This is a genomic window from Hymenobacter canadensis (genome assembly GCF_027359925.1).
GTDB lineage: Bacteria > Bacteroidota > Bacteroidia > Cytophagales > Hymenobacteraceae > Hymenobacter > Hymenobacter canadensis.
Genome location: NZ_CP114768.1, coordinates 241191 through 265337 on the forward strand (window position 1 = coordinate 241191; position 24147 = coordinate 265337).

Annotated in this window: 25 protein-coding genes and 2 pseudogenes; 16 read left to right on the forward strand and 11 right to left on the reverse strand. The window is 60.2% G+C overall.

Going from position 1 to position 24147, the window contains the following annotated elements; genetic code table 11:
* Nucleotides 1–594 precede the first annotated feature (594 nt).
* The gene (locus O3303_RS20510) at nucleotides 595–744 is read right to left on the reverse strand and encodes an IS1096 element passenger TnpR family protein (protein ID WP_269561986.1); all 150 of its coding nucleotides are present in this window, start codon (nucleotides 742–744) and stop codon (nucleotides 595–597) included.
* A gap of 266 nt (nucleotides 745–1010) precedes the next feature.
* Complete coding sequence (locus tag O3303_RS20515; protein ID WP_269561987.1) at nucleotides 1011–1211, reverse strand: hypothetical protein; 201 nt, start codon at nucleotides 1209–1211, stop codon at nucleotides 1011–1013.
* Between the two features lie 235 nt (nucleotides 1212–1446).
* Here O3303_RS20515 and O3303_RS20520 point away from each other — a divergent pair, with 235 nt between their 5' ends.
* Both O3303_RS20520 and O3303_RS20525 read left to right on the forward strand, forming a co-directional pair.
* A complete protein-coding gene (locus O3303_RS20520) occupies nucleotides 1447–2220 on the forward strand; it encodes a LytR/AlgR family response regulator transcription factor (protein WP_269561988.1) in 774 nt (257 codons plus the stop codon).
* A gap of 212 nt (nucleotides 2221–2432) precedes the next feature.
* Complete coding sequence (locus tag O3303_RS20525) at nucleotides 2433–2723, forward strand: integrase core domain-containing protein (RefSeq protein ID WP_269561989.1); 291 nt, start codon at nucleotides 2433–2435, stop codon at nucleotides 2721–2723.
* On the opposite strand, the gene O3303_RS20530 is transcribed toward O3303_RS20525, so the two are convergent.
* The 7 genes and pseudogenes from O3303_RS20530 to O3303_RS20560 form a co-directional block, all read right to left on the reverse strand.
* Entirely contained in the window at nucleotides 2720–3094 is a 375-nt protein-coding gene (locus tag O3303_RS20530; protein WP_269561990.1) for a hypothetical protein, read from the reverse strand. The genes O3303_RS20525 and O3303_RS20530 overlap by 4 nt on opposite strands.
* A gap of 57 nt (nucleotides 3095–3151) precedes the next feature.
* Complete coding sequence (locus O3303_RS20535; protein WP_269561991.1) at nucleotides 3152–3574, reverse strand: hypothetical protein; 423 nt, start codon at nucleotides 3572–3574, stop codon at nucleotides 3152–3154.
* 314 nt (nucleotides 3575–3888) lie between these two features.
* Nucleotides 3889–4596 (reverse strand): carboxypeptidase-like regulatory domain-containing protein, encoded by a 708-nt coding sequence (locus O3303_RS20540; protein WP_269561992.1) that lies wholly within the window; start codon nucleotides 4594–4596, stop codon nucleotides 3889–3891.
* A gap of 683 nt (nucleotides 4597–5279) precedes the next feature.
* Nucleotides 5280–8834, reverse strand: coding sequence for a PAS domain-containing protein (locus O3303_RS20545; RefSeq protein WP_269561993.1), 3555 nt, complete (start codon nucleotides 8832–8834; stop codon nucleotides 5280–5282).
* 520 nt (nucleotides 8835–9354) lie between these two features.
* Nucleotides 9355–9699 (reverse strand): annotated as a pseudogene (locus tag O3303_RS20550) (transposase); the annotation flags it as partial.
* A 107-nt stretch (nucleotides 9700–9806) separates the two neighbouring features.
* A pseudogene (locus O3303_RS20555) lies at nucleotides 9807–9914 on the reverse strand (IS481 family transposase); the annotation flags it as partial.
* Nucleotides 9915–9971: 57 nt separating this feature from the next.
* Nucleotides 9972–12161, reverse strand: coding sequence for a hypothetical protein (locus O3303_RS20560; RefSeq protein WP_269561994.1), 2190 nt, complete (start codon nucleotides 12159–12161; stop codon nucleotides 9972–9974).
* Between the two features lie 369 nt (nucleotides 12162–12530).
* Here O3303_RS20560 and O3303_RS20565 point away from each other — a divergent pair, with 369 nt between their 5' ends.
* The 7 genes from O3303_RS20565 to O3303_RS20595 all read left to right on the forward strand — a co-directional run bounded on the left by O3303_RS20565 (nucleotide 12531) and on the right by O3303_RS20595 (nucleotide 17617).
* Nucleotides 12531–13277: a LytR/AlgR family response regulator transcription factor gene (locus tag O3303_RS20565; RefSeq protein ID WP_269561995.1), complete on the forward strand. Its 747-nt coding sequence runs from the start codon at nucleotides 12531–12533 to the stop codon at nucleotides 13275–13277.
* A 95-nt stretch (nucleotides 13278–13372) separates the two neighbouring features.
* The gene (locus O3303_RS20570; RefSeq protein ID WP_269561996.1) at nucleotides 13373–13666 is read left to right on the forward strand and encodes a transposase; all 294 of its coding nucleotides are present in this window, start codon (nucleotides 13373–13375) and stop codon (nucleotides 13664–13666) included.
* 24 nt (nucleotides 13667–13690) lie between these two features.
* Entirely contained in the window at nucleotides 13691–14566 is an 876-nt protein-coding gene (locus O3303_RS20575; protein ID WP_269561997.1) for an IS3 family transposase, read from the forward strand.
* 73 nt (nucleotides 14567–14639) lie between these two features.
* The gene (locus O3303_RS20580) at nucleotides 14640–15200 is read left to right on the forward strand and encodes a cysteine hydrolase family protein (protein WP_269561998.1); all 561 of its coding nucleotides are present in this window, start codon (nucleotides 14640–14642) and stop codon (nucleotides 15198–15200) included.
* Between the two features lie 843 nt (nucleotides 15201–16043).
* Complete coding sequence (locus O3303_RS20585; protein WP_269561999.1) at nucleotides 16044–16289, forward strand: hypothetical protein; 246 nt, start codon at nucleotides 16044–16046, stop codon at nucleotides 16287–16289.
* Between the two features lie 515 nt (nucleotides 16290–16804).
* A complete protein-coding gene (locus O3303_RS20590; protein ID WP_269562000.1) occupies nucleotides 16805–16999 on the forward strand; it encodes a hypothetical protein in 195 nt (64 codons plus the stop codon).
* A gap of 159 nt (nucleotides 17000–17158) precedes the next feature.
* Entirely contained in the window at nucleotides 17159–17617 is a 459-nt protein-coding gene (locus tag O3303_RS20595; protein ID WP_269562001.1) for a phage tail protein, read from the forward strand.
* A gap of 134 nt (nucleotides 17618–17751) precedes the next feature.
* Here O3303_RS20595 and O3303_RS20600 read toward each other — a convergent pair whose 3' ends face one another.
* Nucleotides 17752–18240, reverse strand: coding sequence for a toxin-antitoxin system YwqK family antitoxin (locus O3303_RS20600; RefSeq protein ID WP_269562002.1), 489 nt, complete (start codon nucleotides 18238–18240; stop codon nucleotides 17752–17754).
* A 107-nt stretch (nucleotides 18241–18347) separates the two neighbouring features.
* A complete protein-coding gene (locus O3303_RS20605; protein ID WP_269562003.1) occupies nucleotides 18348–18800 on the reverse strand; it encodes a hypothetical protein in 453 nt (150 codons plus the stop codon).
* A gap of 158 nt (nucleotides 18801–18958) precedes the next feature.
* Here O3303_RS20605 and O3303_RS20610 point away from each other — a divergent pair, with 158 nt between their 5' ends.
* The 7 genes from O3303_RS20610 (at nucleotide 18959) to O3303_RS20640 (ending at nucleotide 23936) form a co-directional block, all read left to right on the forward strand.
* Nucleotides 18959–19609, forward strand: a complete 651-nt coding sequence (locus tag O3303_RS20610) for a hypothetical protein (RefSeq protein ID WP_269562004.1) — start codon at nucleotides 18959–18961, stop codon at nucleotides 19607–19609.
* Nucleotides 19610–20393: 784 nt separating this feature from the next.
* Nucleotides 20394–21140, forward strand: a complete 747-nt coding sequence (locus O3303_RS20615; RefSeq protein WP_269562005.1) for a hypothetical protein — start codon at nucleotides 20394–20396, stop codon at nucleotides 21138–21140.
* A 71-nt stretch (nucleotides 21141–21211) separates the two neighbouring features.
* Nucleotides 21212–21613: a hypothetical protein gene (locus O3303_RS20620; RefSeq protein WP_269562006.1), complete on the forward strand. Its 402-nt coding sequence runs from the start codon at nucleotides 21212–21214 to the stop codon at nucleotides 21611–21613.
* A 76-nt stretch (nucleotides 21614–21689) separates the two neighbouring features.
* Entirely contained in the window at nucleotides 21690–22139 is a 450-nt protein-coding gene (locus O3303_RS20625; protein WP_269562007.1) for a hypothetical protein, read from the forward strand.
* A gap of 34 nt (nucleotides 22140–22173) precedes the next feature.
* Nucleotides 22174–22548 carry a hypothetical protein gene (locus tag O3303_RS20630; protein WP_269562008.1) on the forward strand — a complete coding sequence of 125 codons (375 nt, stop codon included), beginning with the start codon at nucleotides 22174–22176 and terminating at the stop codon, nucleotides 22546–22548.
* A 68-nt stretch (nucleotides 22549–22616) separates the two neighbouring features.
* A complete protein-coding gene (locus O3303_RS20635) occupies nucleotides 22617–22973 on the forward strand; it encodes a hypothetical protein (protein WP_269562009.1) in 357 nt (118 codons plus the stop codon).
* A gap of 615 nt (nucleotides 22974–23588) precedes the next feature.
* Nucleotides 23589–23936 (forward strand): hypothetical protein, encoded by a 348-nt coding sequence (locus tag O3303_RS20640; RefSeq protein WP_269562010.1) that lies wholly within the window; start codon nucleotides 23589–23591, stop codon nucleotides 23934–23936.
* Nucleotides 23937–24147 lie beyond the last annotated feature (211 nt).

Genomic DNA, 24147 nt, shown 5'->3' on the forward strand with positions numbered 1-24147 from the left:
TGCTGCGCCAAAGTGCCCACCAATTAGGTGCCAACCGGCAACCTGTTCATAATCCATTGATGTTCAATTTATTAATTCAAATAGTAAATTCCTGGGATTCCAGTTGTTAGAGCCAGCCTCCAGCATCTAGATCCAAGGAGGAAAGAGCCGGATAAGCAAAGGCAATGGATTTGAAAAACCATTCTGTCGTGCACCACCATCCAAGGCCTTTGAATAGTGGCCTCGGTTAAAAGGTTGGTCAAAAGCTAATTGGGGAGCTTGTCAACGGCCACTCTTTACATGAGAATAGGTACTGACAATACGTTTTCACAGCAGAAAACTGGTATTTAGCCCATTCAGGTGGCCATTTGCGGAGTTGAAGTGCCGTTTTTCCATCGCGCAGGCAGGGGTAAGTTTACTTTGACTGTTACACAAGTTTTATGAACCAAAGTGGCTTGTTTGCCGCCCAGATTACTCCGTACTGGGCGGCAAGGTGAGTGGTACAGTTAGCGGGAGGTTTCCCTATACAAACAGGCCTGAAAACCATTGAAATCAGAGTTTTAGTGTGTGGGCACCCTGTCTGGAAGCAGCTCGCTTAACTTTTAAACCAAACTTTTAACCGAGGCCGTAGATGCCGCCAGCATACGGAATGCCGTACTCCTTGCCCCAGAGCTTAAAACTGTGCAGGTGCCAGTTCTCCCAGCCCATCACCACCTGGAAGACGTGGTGCAGCTCGGCCAAGGTAGTGTCGCCCCGGACCAACACACGCCGGCTGATTTACGGGTTGATGCCGAGCAGATGAATCTTGAATTGATAGCCCACCGCCAGGCGGTCGGTACCAGATACGGTAGCAGGAGCAGCGGCTGGTGGGAGCATCGCTTTCACGCATAAGGAGGGCGCCCCAAGTCAACCCGCAAGACAGCTGCCTCCCCACTGCCCCACACTTTTTGATGCTCTCAAAAAAAGACAAACTGCCTATAAGCGTACATGGGCGGGGGAGGCTAAGCTGGGAACAACGGGGTAAATCTCGCTCAGGCGCCGGGGCGGTACCGGGCTACTGTGCCGGTCGCGCCGTGCGCCGTGCCGGTGGCCGGTTTGGCTGTCCGGTTGGTCGCCGCACCGCTGGCAGCCGCGACGGGCAGCCAGGGCGCCAAGCCCAGCAGCACGCTCAGCCGCCAGGCCAGGTAAAAGCGGAAATAATGCTGGGTGTGGGCAAGCAGGTGGTCGGACATGGCGGGCGCGAAGGGCGGAGTGAAGGATGATGGGCCCCGCAAACTTCGCCCGCTGCCCAGGCTATCCGGGGCCCTGCGGGCTAGGTTCAGGGCCATTCAAGGGGGGTTGGACGAAAAGTGCAAGTTTCTGTCAGCGGCGCCTTTAGCTTCGTGGCAACCTTTGTAGTGGCGGGACAAGTTGTCTTGCTTATATTACCCGGCTGTGCCGTTGCGGCGCGCTTCTTCCATCCTTGTTATGTCCTCGCTTTCCCCCGCCGCTTCTGCCCTGCGCCCGCTCACCTGCGTGGTAGCCGACGACAATGAAATGAACCGTCTCGCGCTGGCCCACTACGTGGGCATCACCGCGGGCCTGACCCTGGCCGGCTCCTTTCCCGACGGTGTAAGCTGCCTCAACTACTTCCGCGCCGGCGGCCAAGCCGACCTGCTTTTTCTCGATATCGCCATGCCCGAGCTCACGGGCCTTGAGCTGGTGCGGCTGCTGCCGCAGCCCGCGCCCGAAGTGGTGCTCGTGACGACGCATCGCGACTACGCCCTTGATGCCTTCGAGCTGCACGTGGCCGGCTACCTGGTCAAGCCCCTTGACTACGCCCGCTTCAGCCAGACCGTGGACCGCCTACGTACCCGCCACGAGGCGAGGCGGCCGGCCCCGGCGCCCGCCTCGCCCCGTGGCGGGTACGCCGAGCTGTTTGGGGAAGGCAACGCCCTGTTTCTGAAAATCAACAAAAGCCTCACCCGCATCAACTTCGATGAGGTGCTCTACTTGGAGGCCCTTTCCACCTACTCGGTGCTGGTCACGCTCAAGCAGAAGCACATCGTGTATGCCACGCTCAAAACCTTTGAGGAGCGGCTGCCCTTTGCCCACTTCGTGCGGGTGCACCGCTCCTACATGGTCAATACCCGCTACATCACCTCGGTTGAGGATAACCACCTGCAGCTGCCCGGCGGCCACGAGGTGCCGGTAGCCAAGTCGTACCAGGACGACTTTTACCGTCGCCTGCGCGGGCTATAGCACCTAGGGCTGTAACCCGCCCAGGGTCGGAGACGGCCAGAGCAGTCTGGCCCACGTTGCCCGATGGGCGGGCAGCCAGCTAGAATTCTGTTAGAAAACGGAAAATATAGCACGTCAAGAGCTGCCCTATTGGTTGCCACGCTGACCGGGGCAGCCAGTACGCCTCCGAGGCCTACCAGGCCGCCCTGAACAAGGCCAAGCTGGGCTGCCCGATGATTGACGGCTACGACTGTTACCAGAACGTGCTGGCGGAGCGCGTCAACGGCATCCTCAAAGACGAATTCCTCTTCGTGCTGCCCGACGACCTGGCCCAGGCCCGCCTACTCGTGGACCAGGCTGTCAACCTCTACAACCAGCAACGACCCCACCTGGCGCTAAACTATCTGACGCCCAACAAAGCCCATCAGACAGGAATAAGGCAAGGGCCCCGCCGGAAAATCCGAGCGGGGCCCTTGCCTTATTTCTGTCAACAGTTAGCCGGACGGGTCAGGCCAGCAGCCTAGTTCAGCGTTGATGAGTACTGCTTCATAATCTGCCGGGCCTGCGCGAGGTTGGTATCGCGGGCGTTGACGGCCAGGTAGATGAATTTATCGCCCTCGGGCGAAAGCTTCAGCAGGTGCAGCTGGTCGGTGAGGGTGAGCAGGATGTCCTGCACCTTCTGGTTGAGCTTCAGCGCCGAGATGGCCTTGAGCTTGGCTTTTACCACTTCGGTGTTGTAGGCAGCGGCGGTTTCAATATCGAAGTCGGCAATATTGGTGTGGGAGGCCAGCGGCATCCCGGTTTCGACTTCCACTACGGCGACGGCCAGCAGGGTAGGCAGCTCGGCCAGAATGTCGTTGACGGTTTGCTTGGGGGTGGCGATAACGGATGACATACAGCAGTTGGGGGGTTAGGAGATGATGAAGGAGAAAACTGAAAAAGCGGAAGGCGGTCAGGCAGTATGCCGCCGCATGATTTCTTTGGCGATGCCCAGATTGGCGTCGGACGTATGGACGGCCAGAAAGCAGTACCATTTGCCGTTGCTCATTGGGCGCATGTGGTGAAGCTGGTCTTCGAGGATGACCGAGATATCCGTCAGCGGACCGCCGATCCAGGCCTTGGCGGCCAGGGCCACGTCCATGATGCGCAGCAGCTTGACATTGCGCAGGCTGATCTGATTGGGATTATAGGCAGTACTCACGGTGTAGGAGGCCACGACGCGGCCCGACTGCCTGTTGACCACGCAGGCCATGAGCATGTCCGGCAGGTCTTGCAACAGCCCTTCAATTATTGTTTTGGAGTACTTGGCCATTTCATCGTCTGTCTCTACAGTTATCTTCTTTAATGGCAGACGATTAAAAAAAGGTAGATTCATTGGACTAGGAAGCGAGTAGCGATAGCAGGACTACCGGTGGCTATGCTCTTTTAAGCTGATGCTGAGGTCTCGCTTCGCTGCTTCCTCTTATGACTCATGGATCAGAAGAGGAAGCAGGTCATTCGGGAAGCACACACGGCAGTACAAGGCTTGAGTTAAATCGGCTGGCTGGCCACTGAAAAAGCGTTGGGAAGCATGGATTTTGCAGCGGGCTTGCCATCTGCGAGCAGGTGGGTAGAACGCTGCGCCGCCCTCTACCCTCATTCAGCGCTTACTGCCGCTAAAACAGGGTGTCCCGAAATGAATGACAGCAGTTAGAACTGCCACCAGTGGCTTTTCCGCTGCTTGGCAAGCGCCAACCGGGGCAGCAGCGTCACGTTTTGCACGCTCCGGCCCTTTACCTGCAGCTCGTCTTCGCTGTAGCCGCCGTAGCCGACCTGTAGGGTCGAGGTGCGGTTGGTAGGTACGGCCAGGGAGTAGTTGCCCTGAATGTCGGTGCTGACGCCCCGGCCGCTTTCTTTATCAATCACGGTGGCGCCGACCAACGCGTGGCCGTTTTCGTCCAGAATACGTCCCGTTATGGTCGACATGCTGGCCAGGGCTGCCGTGGCTTCGGCGGCTTCCGTGGCCGCCGTCACTTCTTCAGCTGTAACCGGCTTGAGCACGCTGCTGCGCAAGGAAACAGCGGGGGTAGCCGAGCGATTGTTGCTGGCAAAGGCGGCGCCGCCTACCAGCCCGGCCACCAGCAGCATAGAGGCCGCGCGCTGCCGGAAACGTACCGGCTCAGTGCGAATCAGGTCGAACTGGTGCTGGAGCCAGCCTACTGGCCGCACATCGTGGCCTTTTTCTTTCAGGGTGTGGAAGCGCTGAAACGCTTCCACACCTTTGTCGGGGTTGGCCTTGAAATAGGTGTTGACCAGGTCGTTATTTTTACCTGACAAATCCCCGCGCAGATAGGCATCCCGGTAGCCAGGCAGCAGCTCCTGCGTGACCGGGTGGAATGGATGAGAAGTTAATGACATGTGTAGTTGGTGTAGGTGAAAAAAGTGTGAAGATGGCAGCCGGCACAGACGATTAACTTGTACTACGCCACAACATTACCGCGCAGGAGGCTGCTGTGGGGGGCTACTTGCTGAATAGGTGCAAACGCTGTGTGAACAGAGGCTCCACAAGAGCGGCCAGAATAAGTCGATGTATAACTGTTATTTACAAACTGTATATAAGCTGTTTGAAGCTGGGTAATCTGGGCGCGGCCATCAGCCATAGCAGCGAATACCGCGCTCTGAAAGGCCGTGCGCCGGGCGTAGAGGTTGGCGGCCGGGCCTTCGGTCAGCGTAGCTGGGGTCGTAATCAGGGCGACGTGGCCCAGGCCGGCGTTGGCCGCGTTCGGAGCCCACCCGTTAAATAACCCAGTCTATGGAATGGTGCCAGGGGCCGCGCACGGAGCGCTGGTTTGTTGAGCACGCACGAAAAGCCGGGCCGGGCCAGGGCTTTGGTATACGCCTCTGGCCCCTGCTGCACGTTATCCGGCAGCAGATACCCCTGCCAATCCGTGAATATTCAACGGTTTGCGAGGTCTGCTTTACTGGTAAGGTACCCCCGGCCCAGGCTGGATTCCAGCTCTTGTAGCATTGGACAAACACCCGCCGGCCGGCGTGGTAAAGCGCTTAATGAACGCCGGGCGGCAAGTATACCGGGCGGCGGCTCAGCTTGGCGCCAGCAGGCCGGATTCGGCGGGCAGCTCCCGCAGGGCCGTCTCTACGGCGGCCACGAGCTGCTGCAGGGCCACCAGGCGCGCCGTTTCCTGAGCGGGGTCGGCCGGCATCTCGAGCGCCGTTTCGAGGAGGTTCATGGGCCCGGTGGCCCCGGCTACGGCCAGCATGAGCAGGTTGGGCTTGATGTGGTGAAGCAGCTCGGCTACGCGCGTCCAGTCGCGGGTGCGGCCGGCGGCCTGCAGCTCGTGGAGGCGCGGGGGCATATGCTCCAGAAAGGAGTTAACCATGACCGCCACGTAGGCCGGGTGGCCGTGGGCTTCTTCGCGCAGGCGGGTCAGGTCGTAGGGGCGGGGGGCTACCGGCACGCCGGGCGGGGGCAGCAGCGCCACCAGCTTGGCATAGAGCGTTTCCTCAGCAAAGGGCTTGGCCAGGTAGTCGTTGAGGCCGGCCGCCAGGTATTTCTCGTTTTCGTCGCGGAAGGCATTGGCCGTCAGGGCCAGTACGGGCGTATTTGCCCGTACGGGGTCCGGGAGCTGCCGCAGCCGCCGGGTCACGTCCACTCCGTTCATGCCCGGCATCTGGATATCCATCAGCACCAGGTCGTACCCCTGGGTTTCGAGCTGGTGCAGCGTGGCCGGGCCGTCCACGGCCTCGTCCACCACCATGCCCCACTGCAGCAGGTGCAGGCGGGCCACGGCCCGGTTAGTGGGGTTATCCTCGGCCAGCAGCACGCGGGTGCCCCGCAGCTGGCCGGTGTCGAAGGCATCCGCCGTCTGGCCGGCCGGGATGGGCGCCTTGCGCAGCGGCAGCGTGAAGCCGAAGGTGCTGCCCACGCCGAGGGTGCTGGTCACGGTCAGCTCGCCGCCCAGCTGGGCCACCAGCGCCCGGCTGATGGTCAGCCCCAGCCCCGTACCCCCGAAGCGCCGGGTGGTGTCGGCGTTGGCCTGCGTGAAGCTCTCAAAGATGCGCGTCAGCGCCTCGGGTCCGATGCCGATGCCCGTGTCCTGCACCTCGAAGCGCATGGTGAACACCTCGTCGGTTTCTGCCAGCAGGGCCCCGCGCAGCGTGATGCTGCCGTGCGGGGTGAACTTGAGGGCGTTGGTGAGCAGGTTGAGTAGCACCTGGTTGAGGCGGAACGGGTCGCTGAGCACCCAGGGGCGGTCGGCGGTCAGCGGCTCAACATGAAAGGTGAGGCCCTGGGCCTGGGCCTGCAGGGCCAGCGGCATGACGGCCTGCTCCACCGAGTCGCAAAGGTTGAAGGCGAACTGTTCCAGCTCCAGCTTGCTGGAGTTGATTTTGGCCACGTCGAGCACGTCGTTCAGCACCCCCAGCAGGTGAGTGCCCGAGCTGCTGATGGTTTGCACGAACTCCTGCTGCTGGGCTGTGAGGCGGGTTTTGGCCAGCAGGGCGGCCATGCCCAGCACCCCGTTCATGGGCGTGCGGATTTCGTGGCTCATGTTGGCCAGGAAGTTTTCGCGGGCCGTGGTGGCAGCCTCGGCCGCGACCTGGGCCGCCTTGAGGGCCGTGATGTCGGTGCTCACGCCCAGCACCTGCGGCGCGGCGTCGGGACCAAAGGCCAGGGGGCTTTTGACGGTGTAGAACCAGCGTACGGTTCCGTCGGCCAGGGTGAGGCGGTCCTCGGTAGGCAGGGTCTGGCCGGTAGCCAGCACCCGCGCGTCGAGGGCGGCGTAGCTGGCCAGCTCGTCGGTGCGCAGCTGCTGCCCGGCCGGGGGCAGGTCGTCGATGCTGCCCAGCTGGGCCTGCAGGGTGCGCATGGCCTGGTTGGTAAAGTGAAACCGGCCCTCCTGGTCGCGCACGTATACCACGCTCTGCGTCGTGTCGAGCAGCCGCTGCGTAAACGCCTGCTGCTCGCGCAACCGGGCCTCGCTGGCCTGAACCGCATCTTCGGCCGCCACCCGGGCCGTGATATCTGTGCCGTAGCCGATGACGAACCGCAGCTGCCCGGCCTCGTCGAGCACTGGCTGGTACTGGCGCAGAAAGTGACGGGGCTGGTCGGTGGCCACATCCGTGGTGGTTTCCTGCCAGATCTGCGGCCGGCCTTCCTGCGTGACCTGCCGGAAATACCCGGCCCGGCGCTCGGCCACGGCGGCAGGCCAGCGCAGGTGGGCGGCCAGCTCGGCCGGGGTGCAACCCAGTAGGGCCCGGCGGGCGGCCGCGTCGGGCACAGTCTGGGCGTTCAGGAACAGGTAGCGGCCCCGCGGGTCGAGCACGACCATCTGGCTGGGCATGGTGTTGAGCACGGTTTCGTAGAAGGTGCGCTGCTCCTGCAGCTGCTCTTCGGCCCGGTAGCGGATGCTGATGTCCACCAGGTACAGGTTCACATATTGCTGCGCGGGCACGGGCCAGGCCACCACCTGGAAGTGGCGCCCCCCGGCGGGCAGCTCCTGCTCTTGCACCTGCTGCTCCCGCAGGGCGGCGTCGGCCAGCGCGTGCAGGCGGGCAGCCAGGTCGGCGGCCTCGGCGGCGGGCAGCGCGGTCCGGAGCGTGTCGGCGGCCTCGTTGGCAAACAGCCGCTCGCCGCCGGCCCCGAAGCGCACGATGGGATTGGGGTTCTGCTGGGGTATGCTGGAGATGTCGCGCAGCTCGCGCAGGGCCTGCTCGCGGGCCGTTACGTCGCGGGCGTAAATCAGGGTGCCAGCCGGCAGGGGCACGTAGTCGATTTCCAGGACGCGGCCATCGGTGAGAGGCATCAGGCTACGGTAACAGGGCTGGCCGGCGGCCCGCAGCTGCTCGCGCTGCCGGCCCTGCTCGGCGGGGTTCATCAGCAGGGGATAGGCGGCGGCCCGCAGCTCGGCCACCGGGCGGCCCCGCCACCACTGCGGGTCCTGGTCCGGTGGCAGGTTCCAGAGGGCGCAGTAGCGGGCATTGAGGAGCAGCACCTGGTCGTCGGCGTCCACGAGCAGCAGGCCGTCGGGCAGGTGGTCGGCCACCTGGGCCAGCAAGGGGTCGAGGGCGGGCGCAGGGGGGGGCGGGGTGGGGGTGGGGTTTTCCTCGGGCAGACGCGACACCCGGCGCAACTGCTCTTCGCCCTGGCGCAGGGCCGTCACATCGCGGCAGCTCAGCAGCCAACCCGTACCAGCGCCCGTTTCCACGGCCACGATGTCATGCTCCAGCACCCGGCCGCTGTGCAGGGGCAGCAAGCCATTGAGCTGGGGAACCGGAAACTCTCGGGCCTGGGCCAGCTCGGCAAAGTAGCCGGCTGGGTCGGCCACGCGCTCCACCACCATATTTACCAGCGTGGCCATGGACACGCCCAGCCACTGGCGGGCGGGCAGCGGCAGCTCCAGCAGGTGGCAATATTGGTCGTTGATGAGCGAGACGCGCAGGTGCTCGTCCAGCAGCAGTAAGCCTTCGCGCTGGTAGCCGGCTAGGCTGTGCAGGCGCTGGGTGGCGGTGGCTTCGGCCGTGCGGGCCTCGGCTTCGGCCGTGCGGGCCTGGCGCAGCTCCCGCTCCAGTTCGGCAATGCGCTGCTGCGCGCGGGGACTGGTTGCCCCGGCGGGGGGCGGCGAAGAAGCACGTTTCACAGCGGATGGGCAGGGAGGAGAATGAAACCGGAAGATACCGAATCAGCCGGCACAGGGGCAGGCCGGTTGCCGAGGGCTGGCCGCCAGCAGCCTGCGCGCTGAGGGTCCGGTAGCGCAGCAGCAAGGCCAGCAGTGAGAAGAGAAGCTCAAAACTGCAAAACCAATTCCCGAGGATACCCCGCACTTGCTGAACCGCCTCGTTTGTTGGCTGACTCCCGCTTCCGGCTGTGTCGGAAGTCTGGCCTGCCTGCTTGCCTACTGTGCCTGTCTTATGGAATTGTATGCGTAAAAACAGAAACCCCTGTTAAGTCCGTGGCGGCGGATTCTGGCGGGTGCGGGGCGTCTCAGAATACGGGCATTTTAAGAAATGCCCCGCCCGTGACAAAGCAGGGTTGGCATAAACAAGGCCATGCAGCTGCGTCAGGAAGCCGACCGGCTGTTGGCCGAGTCCTCGCAACCGGGTCCCTCACGCCAGGCGGCGGAACTGGTGTACGCCGTCGTATTGGTTCAACAGTCACTCAATAAAGTGGACGGCGGCCGCGTATTCGGCTTCTTCCCCCGTGTAGCCCTGGTCGGCATACGCCACTTCGACGTGCTGGCCCGTGACCTGCTGCACCTGCTCACACAGGGCGGCTACCTGCTCGCGGTCGGGTTCATTGGCTGGCGTGACCACGGCCGCCAGCAGATGGCCCAGTGTATCGACGGCCACATACACCTTGCGGCCCTTGCCTCGTTTGGCCCCTTCGTCGCCCGCCCGCGCCCCGCTTTCCGGCGTGCTTTGCAGCGTGCGCGCGTCCTGAATCACGGCCCTGGGGTCGGCGTGGCGGCCGGCCAACAGGCGCGCAAGCTCGCGTAAATCAACAACACCCTACAGGGGGAGCACGCTGCCCGGGGCGAGGCCGGAGCGGGGCGAGGTCAACCATGTTGGTTGCCGCCCCGGCGGGCCGGGCACCGGGCGCGGGCCGGACTACCGTTGATGCGGTAGCGCGTGGCTAAGCCTTGTAGGCTATCCTGGCTGTGTTGGATAGCGCGCCGTACTGCTGCCGTTGTGCGGGCGCTGCCGTGGAGCACTTGTCCCATGGATTCGTGCGAAATGCCAGCCCGGAAAATACACCATCACTCCTTGGGACTATACCCCTAACGGCCGCTCACCACGAGGCGCTCGGCGGCCACCTTGCGGCCGGCCGCATCGCGCAGCACCACGTAATAGAGGCCGGCCCCGAGCGCGGGCAACGCCACCCGGCCCGCATTTCCGGCCAACTGCGACTGGCTTACTAGCTGGCCGTTTTCGGCATAAGTAGTGAGCTGGCCGCCGCCGGGCAGGTTGCGGAAATCGAGGCGCGCCTCCTGGGCGGTGCCGGCGGGGGTGGGGTACACGTCGAGCTGGGCCACACCGGCCAGCTTGCCCACGGCCACGGCTACTACGGGCGAAAATGTTTCGCTGCCATCCACATCCACCTGCCGCAGGCGGTAGTACAGCAGGTTCACGCCCAGCGTGCCGGCTTCGGTATCGCGCAGCTGGTAGCTGCGGCGGCGGCTGCTACTGCCGGCGGCAGTCAGGCGACCCACGGGCTGGTAGAGCGTGCTGCCGTTGGCCAAGCGCTCCACTACGAAGTGACTGCTGTTTTTTTCCGACGCGGTGGTCCAGCGCAAATCGGTGGCGCTGCCGGTCCATTTGGCCTCGAAGCTGGTGAGTTCGACGGGCAAGGGGGATTGCTGCGAGAGCAAGGGCACATCCTCGGCGAAGGCGTAGTACACCCGTGTGCTGGAGAAAGCGGATAGGACGCCGGTCGCTTCGAGCGCAATGTACTGAAAGTCTCGCGAGGCCAGAAACGACACCCTATACCGGTCCGTCGAGCCGGCCAGTAAACTCACGTTAAGTAAAGCGGAACCTGTTTTGGTTTCGACAAGGTCCTTGTTAGCGTCGTAGGTGAGCAGGGTAAGGCGCTCGAGCGCGGCAACGTTGAGCAGCCCAGCGCCAAATTGAATGACCATGCCTACGCGGTTACCCGCGCGTCCAACGCCGTTGAGTTTGAGCCGCAGGCTAGGAGTGAAGGTAAGGAGCGCCGTTCCCGTGCTATTGAGGAGCGCGAAGTTATTAACATCCACGTCAGCTGCCCGCTCCGGGTTGTCTACTTTGGAAAGGGTGATTACATCCAACAAAACTGTAAGGGTTTGTGTAGGGCTGGCCAAGTACTGCTCGGGCGATGTAGGCGCCGCGAAAGTAGTGAGCACGGGATTTAAGCCCCCAAAGAATTGCGGCTGCAAGCCAAAGCCGTAGTAGATATTCAAATTATCAACGGCGGTAATCAGGCCCGTCCGTTGGATTCCGACTTCATCGAAGGGCAGGGTAGTCGGAAACGACACGTGGGCCCGGCCGCCCGGCAGCACAGTCAATTCCAAGAGGCCGGTGCCAGTTTTGGTTTGCTGTTGTACGCCATTGAGGTAGGTGGTCAGCCGCAAGCCGCTGAGTACGCCCACATCGAGCAGCCCCGCCTGCCCCACCACAAACCCGGCGTGGGAGCCGGCCGGTACGCCACCGGCCGGCACGTTCGCGAGCTTGGTACGGAGCGAGGGCTGGCAGCCCACGGTAAGCACGCTACGGAAGGTGGCGAAGTTGGTAGGGTCGAAGTCCGCCACACGCTCTGGGTTGTCCACGTCGGTGAACAGGCACAGCAAGCCCGTGTAGTCACGGGTGTTGTACTCAGCGCTGGTAGGCGCAGCAAATTTCGATAGGTAACCCGTTGCATAGGTTTGCACGCCCGGCCGCACCCCGTAAGCATAATAGATGTTGGTGGTATATAGCAGGCCCACCAGACTCTGAATCTCAATCTCCACGGCATCAAATGATTGGGACGACGAAAATTCCAGTTGCGTGGGGCGGTCTATGGCCAGCAACGCGGCCCGCACCAAGTCGGCACGCACCACTTTTTCTTCGCGCAGCTGGGGCGTGGCCGTGCTCAAATAAGTGCGCAGCGTGACGGTGCCCAGCGCGTTGATATTGAGCAGGCCGCTGGCGTTAGCCAGCACCACCCCGGCGCGGTAGCCGGCCGGTACCTCATTCGTGAGCTGCATACGTAGCCCCACGGGGTTGTTCAGCGCCAATACAGCCGTTGTGAGGGTGGCAAAGTTGCTGAAGTCGGAGTCCACGGCTCTGGAGCCGTTCGTCACGTTTCCGCCGCCCGACTGCGTGACCTGAAATACACCGCTCGTGGAACAGTAGGCGGGCAGCTGTGCCCAGGCCGCGGGCACCAGGCCGAGCAGCAGCAGGTCAACTAACAGAGCAAGGGCGAGGTAGTAGCGGGTACGGGACGAAGAAGTTACCATGACAAGGAGCGTTTAGGGGTTAGCATGTCAGTGGGTCAAACATAGCCCGCCCCAACCCCGGTCCGCTGGGAAATTGCGCGAACGGGGCGTTTGCTTTACTGAATCAGGCTCCTGGCTGCGCGGGGCTGCCGCGCCCGCCGCGGTTTTGGCGCCCGGCCGCCCCCGGGTTGGCCGGGGAAGGGCCGCCTGGTACTGTCCTGCTGGGTGGTAGCCGGCCGCTGCGTTGGACGTACCGTTGGGCCCGTTGAACTCTCCGGCGGGGCCGCCTGGCGTAAGGGTGGGGCGGGCTGCCCCGGGGGGCGTACCTTGCCTGACGGGTGGGGCCGGGGCCGGCCCGTTCGTTGCCTCACGTTATTTCCCCTTACCGTTATGTCTGCTTCTGCTCCGCTGCGCTGCATCATCGTTGACGACAACGCCATCAACCGCCTCACCCTGGAGCAGTTCGTGCGCATCACCGAGGGGCTGGAGCTGCTGGCCTCCCTGCCCGATGCCGTGCAGTTGCTGCCCCGGTTGGAACAGGAGCCCCGCCCCGATTTGCTGCTGCTCGACATCGAAATGCCGCGCCTCTCGGGCCTGGAGCTGGTGCGTCTGCTGCCGCAGCCTGCCCCCAGCGTGGTGTTGGTGACCTCGCACCCGCAGTTTGCCGTCGATGCGTTTGCCCTGCCCGTGGCCGACTACCTGCTCAAGCCCCTCGACTACGCTCGCTTTCTGCAGGCCGTGGCGCGGGTGCGGGAGCAGCGCCGCCGCCAACCGGAGGCCGCGCCCGAAGGCGCCGGCGAGCTGCAGATCCCCGCGCCCGGCGATGACCAGCACCTGTTCATCAAAACCAATAACAAGCTCGTGCGCCTCAACTTCGCCGACGTCTTGTATATCGAGGCCATGTCGGCCTACTCGGTTGTCGTCACGGCCACCCGCAAGCACATCGTGCTCAGCACCCTCAAGGCCCTGGAGGAGCGGTTGCCCTTCGCCCACTTCCTGCGCGTGCACCGCTCCTACATGGTCAACCTAAACCAAATCGAGAGCCTGGCCGACAGCCACCTGCAGCTCGGCGCCTACGAAGTGCCCGTCGGCAAAAGCTACGAAGCGACCCTGATGGGGCGGCTGAAAAGCTTGTGAGGGGGTGACGGGGGACCGGGTGAGTCCCGCCGGGGCTGTCGGTCTGAGGTGGTCCAGTAGAGGCGGACAGAATTAGGACGTACTTTCCTACTGTCATGATAACACCCGAGCCCGTAAGTAAGCCGGATAAACGGCGCAAATACGACAATGCCTTCAAAGCCGAGGCGCTGCGCCTGCCCCAGGAAAGCCGCTCGACCCGCGCTGCGGCGCGGCAATTAGGCATCAGCGAAAAGCTGCTCTACCGCTGGCAGCAGCAGCAAGCCGCCGCCGAGCTGGGCAGTAACGAGCTGGCCCGCGACCCGGAAGTGCGTGCCCTGCGCGCCGAGCTGCAGCGGGTGCAGCGGGAGCGGGACATCTTAAAAAAAGCCTCGGCCAGTTGCCTGCTATAAGCGCAGGCTCAGCCGCGAAACGCCGTGAGTCGCTACCGCTGCATCGACCGGTACCGAGACCGTGGGCCAGTGCAGGAGCTGTGCGCCGTGCTGCAGGTGGCCACCAGCAGCTACTACGTCTGGCGGCAGCGCCGCCAGCAGCCCACCCCAGCGTGGGAGCAGGCGCTTGTGCGGGCCTTCGCCCACCACGGGCGACGCTACGGCACGCGCCGCCTGCGGGCCGAGGTGCAGGCCCAGGGCCACCGCGTGGGCCGCTGGCGCATCCGCCGCGTGCTCAACGCCCATGGCTGCGCGCCCAGCAGCCACGCTGCTTTGCGTGAGCGCACGACCGACTCGGGACACGGCCGGCGCGTGGCCCCGAACCGGCTGCTGGGCCAGCCTAGTCCCACCGCCCCGAACCAGGTGTGGGTGGGTGACATCACCTGTCTGCCCAAACAAGGTGGCGGTTGGCTCTATCTGGCCAGTTGGCAGGATGCCTGCTCTCGTAAAGTCGTGGGCTGGGACGTGCGCGAAACCATACCGGAGGATTTGGTCAGCGAGGCACTGCGCCGGGCCCTGGCCGTGCGCCAGCCGCCGGCGGGGCTCATCGTGCATTCCGATCAGGGCAGCCAGTACACGGCCACCCGCTTTAAAGATCTGGTCGCCCAACATGGCGCGCAGCAAAGCATGAGCCGGCGCGGCAACTGCTACGACAATGCCCACGCCGAATCCTTTTGGAGCCGCTTCAAAGCCGAGCTGCTCGACGGTGGCACCTTCCCCGGGCTGGCCGAGGCCAAGCTCGAAATCAGCCACCACATCGCCTATTACAATGCCGAACGACGCCACTCCGCCCTCGGCTACTGCTCACCCAACTACTTCGAAACCCACCTTCAAACAACGTCCCAATTGTGTCCAGCTTAGCTAGACCACCTCATCTAGCTTTCGCCTCCCCCTAATTTCATTCCGTACTTTCACCCGAACAAAACTGCCTAAAATGAGCAAAGCCCTGATTATTGTCGACGTCCAAAACGATTATTTTGCCAATGGTGCCATGGAACTCGTGGGCGCCTTGCAAGCCAGCGAAAACGTAAAACTGGTCTTGGCAAAATTCCGCGAAGAAAACCAGCCCATCGTCCACGTTCACCACCTGGGGGTATCTCCCGACGCGACGTTCTTCCTGCCCGGAACTGAAGGGGCCGAGATTCACGCGAATGTGAAACCGTTAACCGGCGAAAAAATGGTGGTGAAATACTACCCGAACAGCTTTCGTGAGACGGACCTGCTGGAGCACCTGCAAGGTCTTGCGGTCAAGGAAATCGTGGTTACGGGCATGATGACGCACATGTGCATCGATGCCACCACCCGTGCTGCCCGCGACATGGGCTTTGCCTGCACCGTCATCGGAGATGCCTGCGCCACAAGAGACCTGGCAGTAAATGGGGCGCACGTGAAAGCCGCTGACGTGCAGACAGCATTTTTAGCCGCGCTGTCCGGTTTCTACGCTAAGGTTCAAAACACGCAGGAGTATCTGGCTGCCGAAGGGCTGACAGCCTAAGGGGGTAGCGGCCTTTTTTAACTTGTAATTCAGACTAAAAAGACTAGCGGAGCCCGTCACGTTAGTGGAAGGGAAGCTTTAAAAAACGTGATAATCGGGTTAACGCGTTTACGGTAGGATCGTGGCTGGTCCAGAACCCTGATGCGCCCAAATTCGTGGGGCTTCCATCGGCTTGACCACACCACAGCGAGCACGCAATGGGCCTTTGCCAGGGCCCGCAGCCGTTTGGGTGCCCGGTACAAGATGGCTCATCGGGTTCTGCAACAGCCGCGACCCTTAAAGTACTAGCGTGCTTACTCAACTGGCTTTCTAGATAAGTACCGCTGTAACACATAGCCACTAATGCCCACGTCGCCATTCCAGTATTCTACCCGTACCCAGTCACTGCTGGTAAGTTCCTTCAAGACGAGCTTCCTATTACGTTCAAACTGGGCATGGCAATAACCCTTGATCGTGGGAGTGCTGCGCACGTTGAGCAGTGAAGCATTAACGTAGCAGGTGTCGCCCACCACCAATTTTGGTTGTACCTGGACAAGACTTGCCTCAGGGCTTGAGGAAGGCATTTGGTGAGGGGATAGCAGAGGAGGTGAGTACGTGCACATAGCTCCTAATACATAGCGTAACGTCAGGAACCCGCTCATTTCAGAGAAGTAATAGTAACAGTCAAATTAAGCTCCTTCAAATGAACAGAGCGTTCACAGAGGCACCCTTTTCCTGAACGCAAGTTCTGCTACGCCGACCAGCCAGGTGGATAAGGCCACCCGCACCTCGGTTCTGGCCTATTTTTCTTCTATATATTAGCCCGCCGGAAGGACTCCCTTTCTGCTTTTGCTGCCCCGCCTTATGCCCCTGCTCCAGTTCTATGCTCATCTGTTGTTCCGGGCGGCCGCGCTGCTCGCGGCGGGGCTCGCCCTGGCCTGCCTCGCGCTCATCAGCGTGCTGGGTGGGGCCCTGCCGGGCGTGGAACTAAGCGAGCAAGTGGCCCGCGCGGCTACGGCGTTGCACCGCGACGCTTGCCGGCTGCGGGCTTTGGCCCGGGCCCGTCAAGCCCCGGCGCCCACCGTTTCCGAGTCCGGCGACGCCAGATAAGCCCCAGGGATTACCTCCCTCGAAAAGCCGCTGCACCTGCCGGGCCGTAGCGGCTTTTTGGCGGGTATTTATTTTCATAAACTCCCCAAAATGAGGCGCTAGGGCCCGTTTATTACCAGCAAAAAGCTTGTTAGACTCCCCGTAGAGGCCAGCGCGAAGCTAGCCTTAGCGCGACCAGTCGGCTGACATAATCCTCCCTTGCTTGAACCACCGTTTGGCTGAAGGTAAGTTTAGCACCTCGCTTCTTCTGTCACCTCTGCGTTCATGTTCTGGTTCCGACGTTTAGGTATTGTCCTTCTGCTTCTCCTTGCCGTGGGTAGGAGTGTGGTCGTGGCGCTCGATGGGGCTTGGGCGTTTAACCGGCCCTTGGACGAGCGCGCCGTGGCGGCGTTCTTTTGCCAACCGGGCCTGCGCCTACATCTGGTCGAGTCGCACAACGTGCTGGGCTTTGACCCGATGGAAACCCACGAGCTCTGGGTCTATGCCTCCACGGCCCCGGGCCAGCCCAGTCGGTTTTGGGAAAAGACAGCCTGGGGTGGGAGCTGACCGGCGGGGCGGTCCACGCCCTGGCGCGCAGCTTGGCCACGTCCCCGGCTTTGGACCGATGGCCCGGCAGCCGCCAGTTCGCGCGCCGCAAGTACTTGGCGTACGCGGGCAACGCCTACGCCACCTACTCGGACGGTGCGGGCGGGGCCTACCGCTACGTATAGGCACCGGCTGAGCAGCGGCTCTACGTCGTCGTTGACAGCCGCGGCGCGTTCTACATGGAGCCCTAGCTTTTGGCCACCATAAGCTCAATTTTCGATAATGCTCGGAATGACTTGCTTTTTCACTCGTTCACTTCCTAGGTAATTCCAACCCCACCACCTATGCCAGACCAAGGCTACCCACCCGTCGGATTCTATTTCTCCCTTGGGTTCAGCGAGGTGAAAACCATGGCCGATGCCACCTTTCAGGAAGTTTCGGGCCTGTCGGCGGAGCGCGAAACCGAAACCATTAGCGAAGGCAGCCAGAACCTGTACAAGTCCTCGATAACCACCGTAGCCAAGTACAGCAACCTCGTGCTGAAGCGCGGCCTGCTCATCGAAGGCTCGGCCCTCGCCGCTTGGGTGCGCAACACGATGGGCTCGGACTTAACGGAGCCCATCAAGCCAAAGCAGGTGTACCTCAAGCTGCTAAATAATGAGGGTCAGCCGCTAGTCTTCTGGTCGTTCGAGAACGCTTGGCCAGTCAAGTGGAGCGTGTCCGACTTCAACAACCAGGACAGCACCATCGCTATCGAAACGTTGGAGCTGAGCTATACTAAGCTTCAGCAGCAGTGGGTGTAACGCGATGATTACGCCAAGCGCGTTTCCTTGCCTCAACGCTAATTACCGGCGCGGTACAGCTGCTGCGATGTGATCTGCGCAGGCTGTTTTTTCATCGTCAATACCCTTTTCTTGAATCCCTCCGAGGGTAGGCTTTACTTGATGGATTTCCCGTTCCGAAATGTCTGGACACTCTGCGGCTTTCCATCTTCTGCATACATGGTCCACGTGCCTTCGTATTCGTCATGCTGGAAGCCGCCTACCCCCCGCAGGTTGCCGTTCTCATACCAATAGCTGTGCGTGCCTTCGCGCTGCCCGTTTACGTAAGGCCCCACCCGCGCTTTTTGGCCATTACGATGCCAGTAAGTCCACTCGCCCGTCTCCTTGCCGCTTTGGAGCACTCCCTGTGCGTAACGGCCTCCTGAGAGATAATAAATCGTTCGGAGTCCGTCAGTGGGAGGTGCAAAGACGAGGTACTTCGCACGTGATGCAGGCAAAGTGTTGACGTTGGCGATAAAATCAGATTTACTGATTAGCGTGTCATGGATCACCACGTCCATGGCGTTTAAATCCATGTTCAGGGATTGGCTGAAGGAGAGGAAAGGGGTGAGTAGCGCTCCCACCAATAAAAATAGAGTTCGCATAGCAAGGCAAAGACTGCAAATAAGCATGAATGATAGCACGAATCAATAACGCTCGTTTCGCCGAATCACCGTTTGCGTGAACGAGACACTTCGTTCCAACCTGTTCCTCATTTTGGAAGCCAGGTGTATTTGTCCTTATTGAGCAACGCGTATCGCTGGCTTCCAACAAGTAGGTAGTCTGTTGCGGGCTTCTTTTCCACCAAGGAGCCCGTCGTACTGGCCCTGTATAAATGCTGGGTCACGCTAAACGTTAGGTGCTTTCCCAGGCTTGTTACGCGTATGCCTGGGCTGAAAACAAAAAAAGGTTCGAAGGATCTGTTGGCCAGCGCTATTTCATCGGGCTTTGTTGTTTCCAGCGCCACCACGAATTGGTACTTGTTAAGCTGGCATGCGGCGCAATATTTCTTTTCCTGCAGCACCCCCGTAAACGCAAGTGCGGCAAAGAATTCCTTGTGCGACGTGATGCGCTGTTGAGTGTCTGCGTTTACGCCCTGCGCAAACCGGAGATAACTACAGGAAGCCAGCAGGAGGGCCACCAGAGCGGGTACAACGTTTTGCATGGATGCCGTTTACTTAGGGAATAGCTTTATCTAAGATTGACCTAAAGGTAGGCTTACGCTCCTTCAACTGAACAGAGCGCGTTCACGGCAGTACCCTTTTCTTGAACAGTAAAGGGGAGGGGTCCACTCTAGGAAAAGTGGTAGCTTTCCCGCCCGTTATGCTTCACCAACCTGCCCTGCCCACTGCTCAAACGCCTCGCGGGCTTCGGCTAACCTGCCTGCTGGGCTTGCTGGGGGCCCAGTTCCCCGGCTGGGCGCAAGAAGCCCCGACGCCCTTGCATGCCTTCTTGCAGCAGCACTACGACAGCACCATCGTCTACCACGTCGGGTCCTCGTGGTACAACGCGCCGAACTATATCATCTTGGCCAAGCACCGGGGCGGGGTGGACGCCTTCACCTATGCCAACCCCTACCGGGACGGACTAGGCCACTACTACCCCGGCCAGCTCGTCCGCCACTTTAGCAAGGAGGACACCCGATTTCGGGCGACGCGGCCCGATACCAACCGCTACCTGGTGCCCCGCGCCGGGGACCCAGCGGAGCTGCGGCGCGCCTGGCAGCAGCTGCACCCTACGCGGTTCTGGTCCGTACGCGGCGACGGGGAGCGGCCCGCTACACCGGCGTCCTGCTTCATCGACGACGGGCCCGAGCACGTGTTTTACCTGCTTGACAAACGCGCCATCCGGGTCGTCCGCTTTTACGCCCCGCAAGAGTTGCAAGACTGTGAGGATGCGAGGCAGGACCCGGGCCGAGCGCAGGCTTTGGCCACGATTCAAGTATTGCAAGCATTGATTCCGCGTGTACGATAAAGGCTCGTTTTGGCGAATCCGACCCTTTCACTGAACTCTTATTCAAAAACGGGGCGAAAGCATTTTCTTGCGAAAGAACCCGCCCGCTTATGGCGAAATTACCAGCATCCCTTCTCCAAAGAATACGATAACGTGTCCAGTTCTAAAATCCTTGCTGTCTTGGTATCTTCTTTAGTCTCGCATACTGCTCACAGTCAATCCAAAGTAGGTATTGTGAAGATTAGCTCCGTTGATACGGTTATAAACAATAAGCCAATTCACTACGAGACCTTCTACAACCGATTTAATCATAAAAGGGGAATCGTGCTAGGGCGCAGCAGGATTGAGTGTGAGATCGTTATCAAAGAAAAGACATTTGCCATCCTGCCCGGCAACAGAGATACCCGAAAATTGTATCTGCATACAAATTTAACCCGCAACGATGTGGTCTTCAATTCCATGAATACGGAGAAGAACAAGGACGGCATATGGGTACATTATTCGGCTGCACATCGGGTTGATTCAGTGGCGTGTTACGACGATCAGGGGCTACGCCTAGTGCTGCAATTCCGAAAGAATGGTTCGCCGAGAGTGATGCATCGCTATAAGAATGGCCAGCGACAAGCCCTAGGGCCCTGGCTGTATGATAGAAGAGGCAGAGTTATGAATATCTCCCCAGATTTTTGAGGGGTAGTTCGTAAAATGCCTCGTTTCGCTTTTTGGACCTTTTTGTAGACTTGCCTACCGTACATCACTCAGCCCTTTACTTCGGCCTGATGTCTTCCCCTCTTCGCCTCCGTCCCCAATGTCCGCCGTCAGAAAGCTACCCGCCACTTCCGAAGACTGCCGCGTCGTGCTGACAGAAGAGGCCCTCGCGTACCTGAAGCAACAGGGCGTGCGCTTGGAAGAGGCCGAAGGGGTGACCATCCCCAGTAAGTATGCCCAGGGGTTCGCGCTGGCCACCGGGGAAGTAGTGGTCGTGGAGAACGGGTGGCGCGCCGATGCCCCAGCCTTTATTTTCGCTACCGAGGCGGGCTTTGCCGCCTGCTGCCGTGCGGACCACTTTCCCGTGCCCCCGGCTGACGTGACGTGGCCCGAAGCCCACGCCCGGAACGTGCGGCGGTTCCTAACCCACCCGGCCGTGTACGCGGACCCGTTGCGAACTGCCTTGGGGGTAGCGGCCCCGTTTCGCACGCTGGCAGCGTGCGAAACCGCTTTTGCGCAGGTACTTCCCTATATCCGCCGGACGTCCGTGCCCTGGAAAACGCGCGAACCCGTGGCCTATGCCTTTGGCTTGGCTGCAGCCCAATTTTGCGTGGCCCACTGGGGCCTGTCTTGCACGGTGCGCAAATGGTACGACCTCTACAATCCGTACTATCGGCCACACTTGAAGTTTGCCCCGGCGGGCGGACATGCGCATGTTACAGATGTTTTCAACACCGTGATTGCCATCTGCAGGTCTACTTCCAAGCCGAATTTTCCCACGCTCATGTGGTGGCTGACGGGTGTTTCTCCGGTGAAACAGGCCACCGGTATGCCCACGGGGGAATAATACTCTGATTTGCCTCAAATACCGTTTCTCTGAACTTTCCTTTTATACCGCCGGCACGGAATGCAAGCCCAATGATTCAACGGCTCTTTCATTACGCCTACTGCGGGGGCCGCCTGGTTGATAAATACCGCCCGCTCAATGGCGCACATCGAATCGTGAGCGTTTTCATTACGTCACTGCTGACCTGCCTTTACTTCATCTTTCTGAGGCTGTTGTATGTTTTATCTGCGTTCAAGGTGCCGGAAGTTGCCTTGTTTGGAATGCTCGTCGTGCTGGTGGCGATTGGGTGGGGAGCGTTAAAAAAGTGGCAGTTCCGCCAGCTCCACGTATCGGAACGCATTGTAAACAATGGTTTCAGCAAGCGAAAGGTGAAAGCATGTGGTTGGCTATCGGTTGCCGTTTCCCTCTTCAGCATCTGGGCAGTCTTGCTGACAGGCATATTCACCATTGAGAATTACATAGCCTGGCCATAACCAATTGATTCTATTCATTGGCTCCTGTTTTTGAACGGGACGTGTTCACCGACCCACCGTTTTTTTATACTATTCTATGGGCTATAGTCTGCGCGCCTTCATTGGTTCAACCGATGCCTTACTCCCGTTGGCCGCTGCTTACCCAGAAGCGGTGCGCGTGCCGCTCACCCAGGGTCTTTGCCTGATTCCGCTTACGGGCGAGCTCTACGATGGCATCGTGAACGGGGTGAGTTCGGCACACATCGCGCCCTTCTCCTTCATGCCTACACAGCTGGAGCAGCAGGTGCGCTCGCACATCGGTCTCGCGGCCGTCGGCTATGTCGAAGCCGACTATTTCGGTGGCCACGGCCAGCAAGCGGCGCTGTGCTGGCAGAATGGGCAGCGGCAGGTATGGGGGCCAAGCCAGGGCGCCATTAATGCCCTACTCGCACAACTAGGCGCCGTAACCACACGGGGGCACCAGGACGCCTTTGAGGCGGTAGGTCTACGCCAACACCGCCACACCGAAGACTGGTTACCTGAATAACCGTTTGCCTATACCTGCTCTACCTTTCGCCCACATGGTTACGCACCACCTTGTCACCTTCCCGGCTCACGAGCGCCCTTCATTCGCGGCAGTTGAGCGGGCAGTGCAGGCCCTCTCGGGCCTGGCGGTGCACTACACGCCCGAACGCATGCACTTGGTATGTCCCGCCCTGCGACGGGAAGTAGCCCTGTATGAGGAAGAAGGGAACAAGTACTGCATCACCACCTTTGTCGTCGAAGCCGACTACCTGCTGGTAACGACCATTGTCGCTTTGCAACGCTTAGGGGGCACCTTTTCCGCCAGCTTACCCCCGTGGGCCGGTCAAGCTTGGGGGCCACTCAATAAGTGGGTCTACCGGTTACGGCGAAACCGCATCTGGTATCCTTATCCCGATAAACCCCTCACATAGCAGGTTTTCTACTAAGCTCGTTTTCCTGTTCGGACTGTTTGAGCGAACACCCCGTTGTTGTTTAGGGAATGATTTCGACTGTTTTCTTCGCCTGTGTCTTTTCAGGAGCTGAATCACCTTCGGATAAAAAGAAGCTCTTGAAAGAGAAGTTACCACAGCTTGTCGAGATGACGGCTGCCTTCAAACGCTTCTACGGCAACAACGAGTTTGCCATCCTACTACAGCGGGTTAAGTCTGAGATATTCATCGACAACATCGTCCCTAAACTTGTCGAGAAGATCTGGCAGCTCACCAAGTATAACTCGGTGCCTGGTGAGGGGAAGGATGAGCCACTCGTTTCGAGCATCATCATGTCCGTTCTCAGCGACGACAAAATCAATGGCGTGGTAGATGTGACCGACTGCTCACTCAAACAGGCTGCTTAGGGGAAGACCTGCTAGCACCTAATTGCGGGCCATCTCTATCTTATAGCCATAGCGCTCGCGTGCGACGGTCGGATCTTCGGGGAATTCTCCTCGCAGATACAAGTGTAATTCCTTGCTAGTCAGCTTAAGAATAGTAAAAGATTCCGAAAATGTTTGTTTAGGGCATATGATTTGATTGCCGGACCGCACGTAGGGGAATTCTACTCTAGTGCCGTTCTGCCACAATTGAGTTACTGTCGAATCAGTAAAAATCAGCTGCCTAATGTTTAGAGCAGATATAGTGGGCGCAAACCTGAAGAGCACTTTATCATTTGCATCACATAGCTCGGGATAGATGTTTTTGACGTACCAGTGACCCGGTAGTAGCCCCTCTGGCTCAGGTTCCTTCTCTTTTTTACAACCCGAGGCTAACAGGGTCAAAGCGAAAAGTAGGGCAAGTAAAATTCGTGTCATAAGTGGGGTACCGACTTTTAGAAGTTCTTGTAATATAATGATGCCATGCCCAGAAGTGCAACCTGATTAATCCCTCGTTTCGCTATTCAGACCCTTTTACTGAACGAGCAGCTAATGCGCTAATTTGGCTCCACTCAATTGCCTGCCACTGTTGCTACGCCTATGCCACCGGACCTTGCTTATTCGTTTGACGACGAAGTGGCGTCAAAGTTTTGCTACGACCTGGACGGCAAGCGCCTGGAAATTCATTTCAACGGCTGCTGGGAAATAGCCACCAGGCGCTACCACGACGGGCCCTGCCATTTACTGATACACCAGTGGACCGATGCCCGCTGCCAAGAGGAGGTCGTGAGCCCCCGCTTTGCCCGGTTAGAAGAGCGGATGGGCATTGTCAGCTTACTGCTGCACTTCGCGTGGACCGCCGAGGGGGCCGAGGCGTTGGTCAACACGATTGACAACCGCTACCTGCTGCTCCGATTTGCCAATCCGTCCGTGGAAGTGGTGCTTTAGCCTAACAGGCGCAGAGACCCTCTTTTTGCTGTTCGGACCGTTTACTTGAACAACCCGTTGCGCTTTGGAGCGCTGGCACAGAGCGTGGCATGTTTTACCATCCAGCGTCGCGGATGCCCATTCTCTCCAGGGAAGAATCAATCGCTGCCCGACAAGCATCCTCACTCCAAAAACCGGCGCATGTTGAAGCGACCGCCCCTGTGGTGTGGAA

What these genes read in the sequence shown, in the direction of transcription:
- O3303_RS20515 (WP_269561987.1), bottom strand. Translation starts at nt 1,211, where the DNA reads ATGTCCGACCACCTGCTTGCCCACACCCAGCATTATTTCCGCTTTTAC.
- O3303_RS20520 (WP_269561988.1), top strand. Translation starts at nt 1,447, where the DNA reads ATGTCCTCGCTTTCCCCCGCCGCTTCTGCCCTGCGCCCGCTCACCTGC.
- O3303_RS20525 (WP_269561989.1), top strand. Translation starts at nt 2,433, where the DNA reads ATGATTGACGGCTACGACTGTTACCAGAACGTGCTGGCGGAGCGCGTC.
- O3303_RS20530 (WP_269561990.1), bottom strand. Translation starts at nt 3,094, where the DNA reads ATGTCATCCGTTATCGCCACCCCCAAGCAAACCGTCAACGACATTCTG.
- O3303_RS20535 (WP_269561991.1), bottom strand. Translation starts at nt 3,574, where the DNA reads ATGAATCTACCTTTTTTTAATCGTCTGCCATTAAAGAAGATAACTGTA.
- O3303_RS20540 (WP_269561992.1), bottom strand. Translation starts at nt 4,596, where the DNA reads ATGTCATTAACTTCTCATCCATTCCACCCGGTCACGCAGGAGCTGCTG.
- O3303_RS20560 (WP_269561994.1), bottom strand. Translation starts at nt 12,161, where the DNA reads ATGGTAACTTCTTCGTCCCGTACCCGCTACTACCTCGCCCTTGCTCTG.
- O3303_RS20565 (WP_269561995.1), top strand. Translation starts at nt 12,531, where the DNA reads ATGTCTGCTTCTGCTCCGCTGCGCTGCATCATCGTTGACGACAACGCC.
- O3303_RS20570 (WP_269561996.1), top strand. Translation starts at nt 13,373, where the DNA reads ATGATAACACCCGAGCCCGTAAGTAAGCCGGATAAACGGCGCAAATAC.
- O3303_RS20580 (WP_269561998.1), top strand. Translation starts at nt 14,640, where the DNA reads ATGAGCAAAGCCCTGATTATTGTCGACGTCCAAAACGATTATTTTGCC.
- O3303_RS20585 (WP_269561999.1), top strand. Translation starts at nt 16,044, where the DNA reads ATGCCCCTGCTCCAGTTCTATGCTCATCTGTTGTTCCGGGCGGCCGCG.
- O3303_RS20595 (WP_269562001.1), top strand. Translation starts at nt 17,159, where the DNA reads ATGCCAGACCAAGGCTACCCACCCGTCGGATTCTATTTCTCCCTTGGG.
- O3303_RS20600 (WP_269562002.1), bottom strand. Translation starts at nt 18,240, where the DNA reads ATGCGAACTCTATTTTTATTGGTGGGAGCGCTACTCACCCCTTTCCTC.
- O3303_RS20605 (WP_269562003.1), bottom strand. Translation starts at nt 18,800, where the DNA reads ATGCAAAACGTTGTACCCGCTCTGGTGGCCCTCCTGCTGGCTTCCTGT.
- O3303_RS20610 (WP_269562004.1), top strand. Translation starts at nt 18,959, where the DNA reads ATGCTTCACCAACCTGCCCTGCCCACTGCTCAAACGCCTCGCGGGCTT.
- O3303_RS20615 (WP_269562005.1), top strand. Translation starts at nt 20,394, where the DNA reads ATGTCCGCCGTCAGAAAGCTACCCGCCACTTCCGAAGACTGCCGCGTC.
- O3303_RS20620 (WP_269562006.1), top strand. Translation starts at nt 21,212, where the DNA reads ATGATTCAACGGCTCTTTCATTACGCCTACTGCGGGGGCCGCCTGGTT.
- O3303_RS20625 (WP_269562007.1), top strand. Translation starts at nt 21,690, where the DNA reads ATGGGCTATAGTCTGCGCGCCTTCATTGGTTCAACCGATGCCTTACTC.
- O3303_RS20630 (WP_269562008.1), top strand. Translation starts at nt 22,174, where the DNA reads ATGGTTACGCACCACCTTGTCACCTTCCCGGCTCACGAGCGCCCTTCA.
- O3303_RS20635 (WP_269562009.1), top strand. Translation starts at nt 22,617, where the DNA reads ATGATTTCGACTGTTTTCTTCGCCTGTGTCTTTTCAGGAGCTGAATCA.
- O3303_RS20640 (WP_269562010.1), top strand. Translation starts at nt 23,589, where the DNA reads ATGCCACCGGACCTTGCTTATTCGTTTGACGACGAAGTGGCGTCAAAG.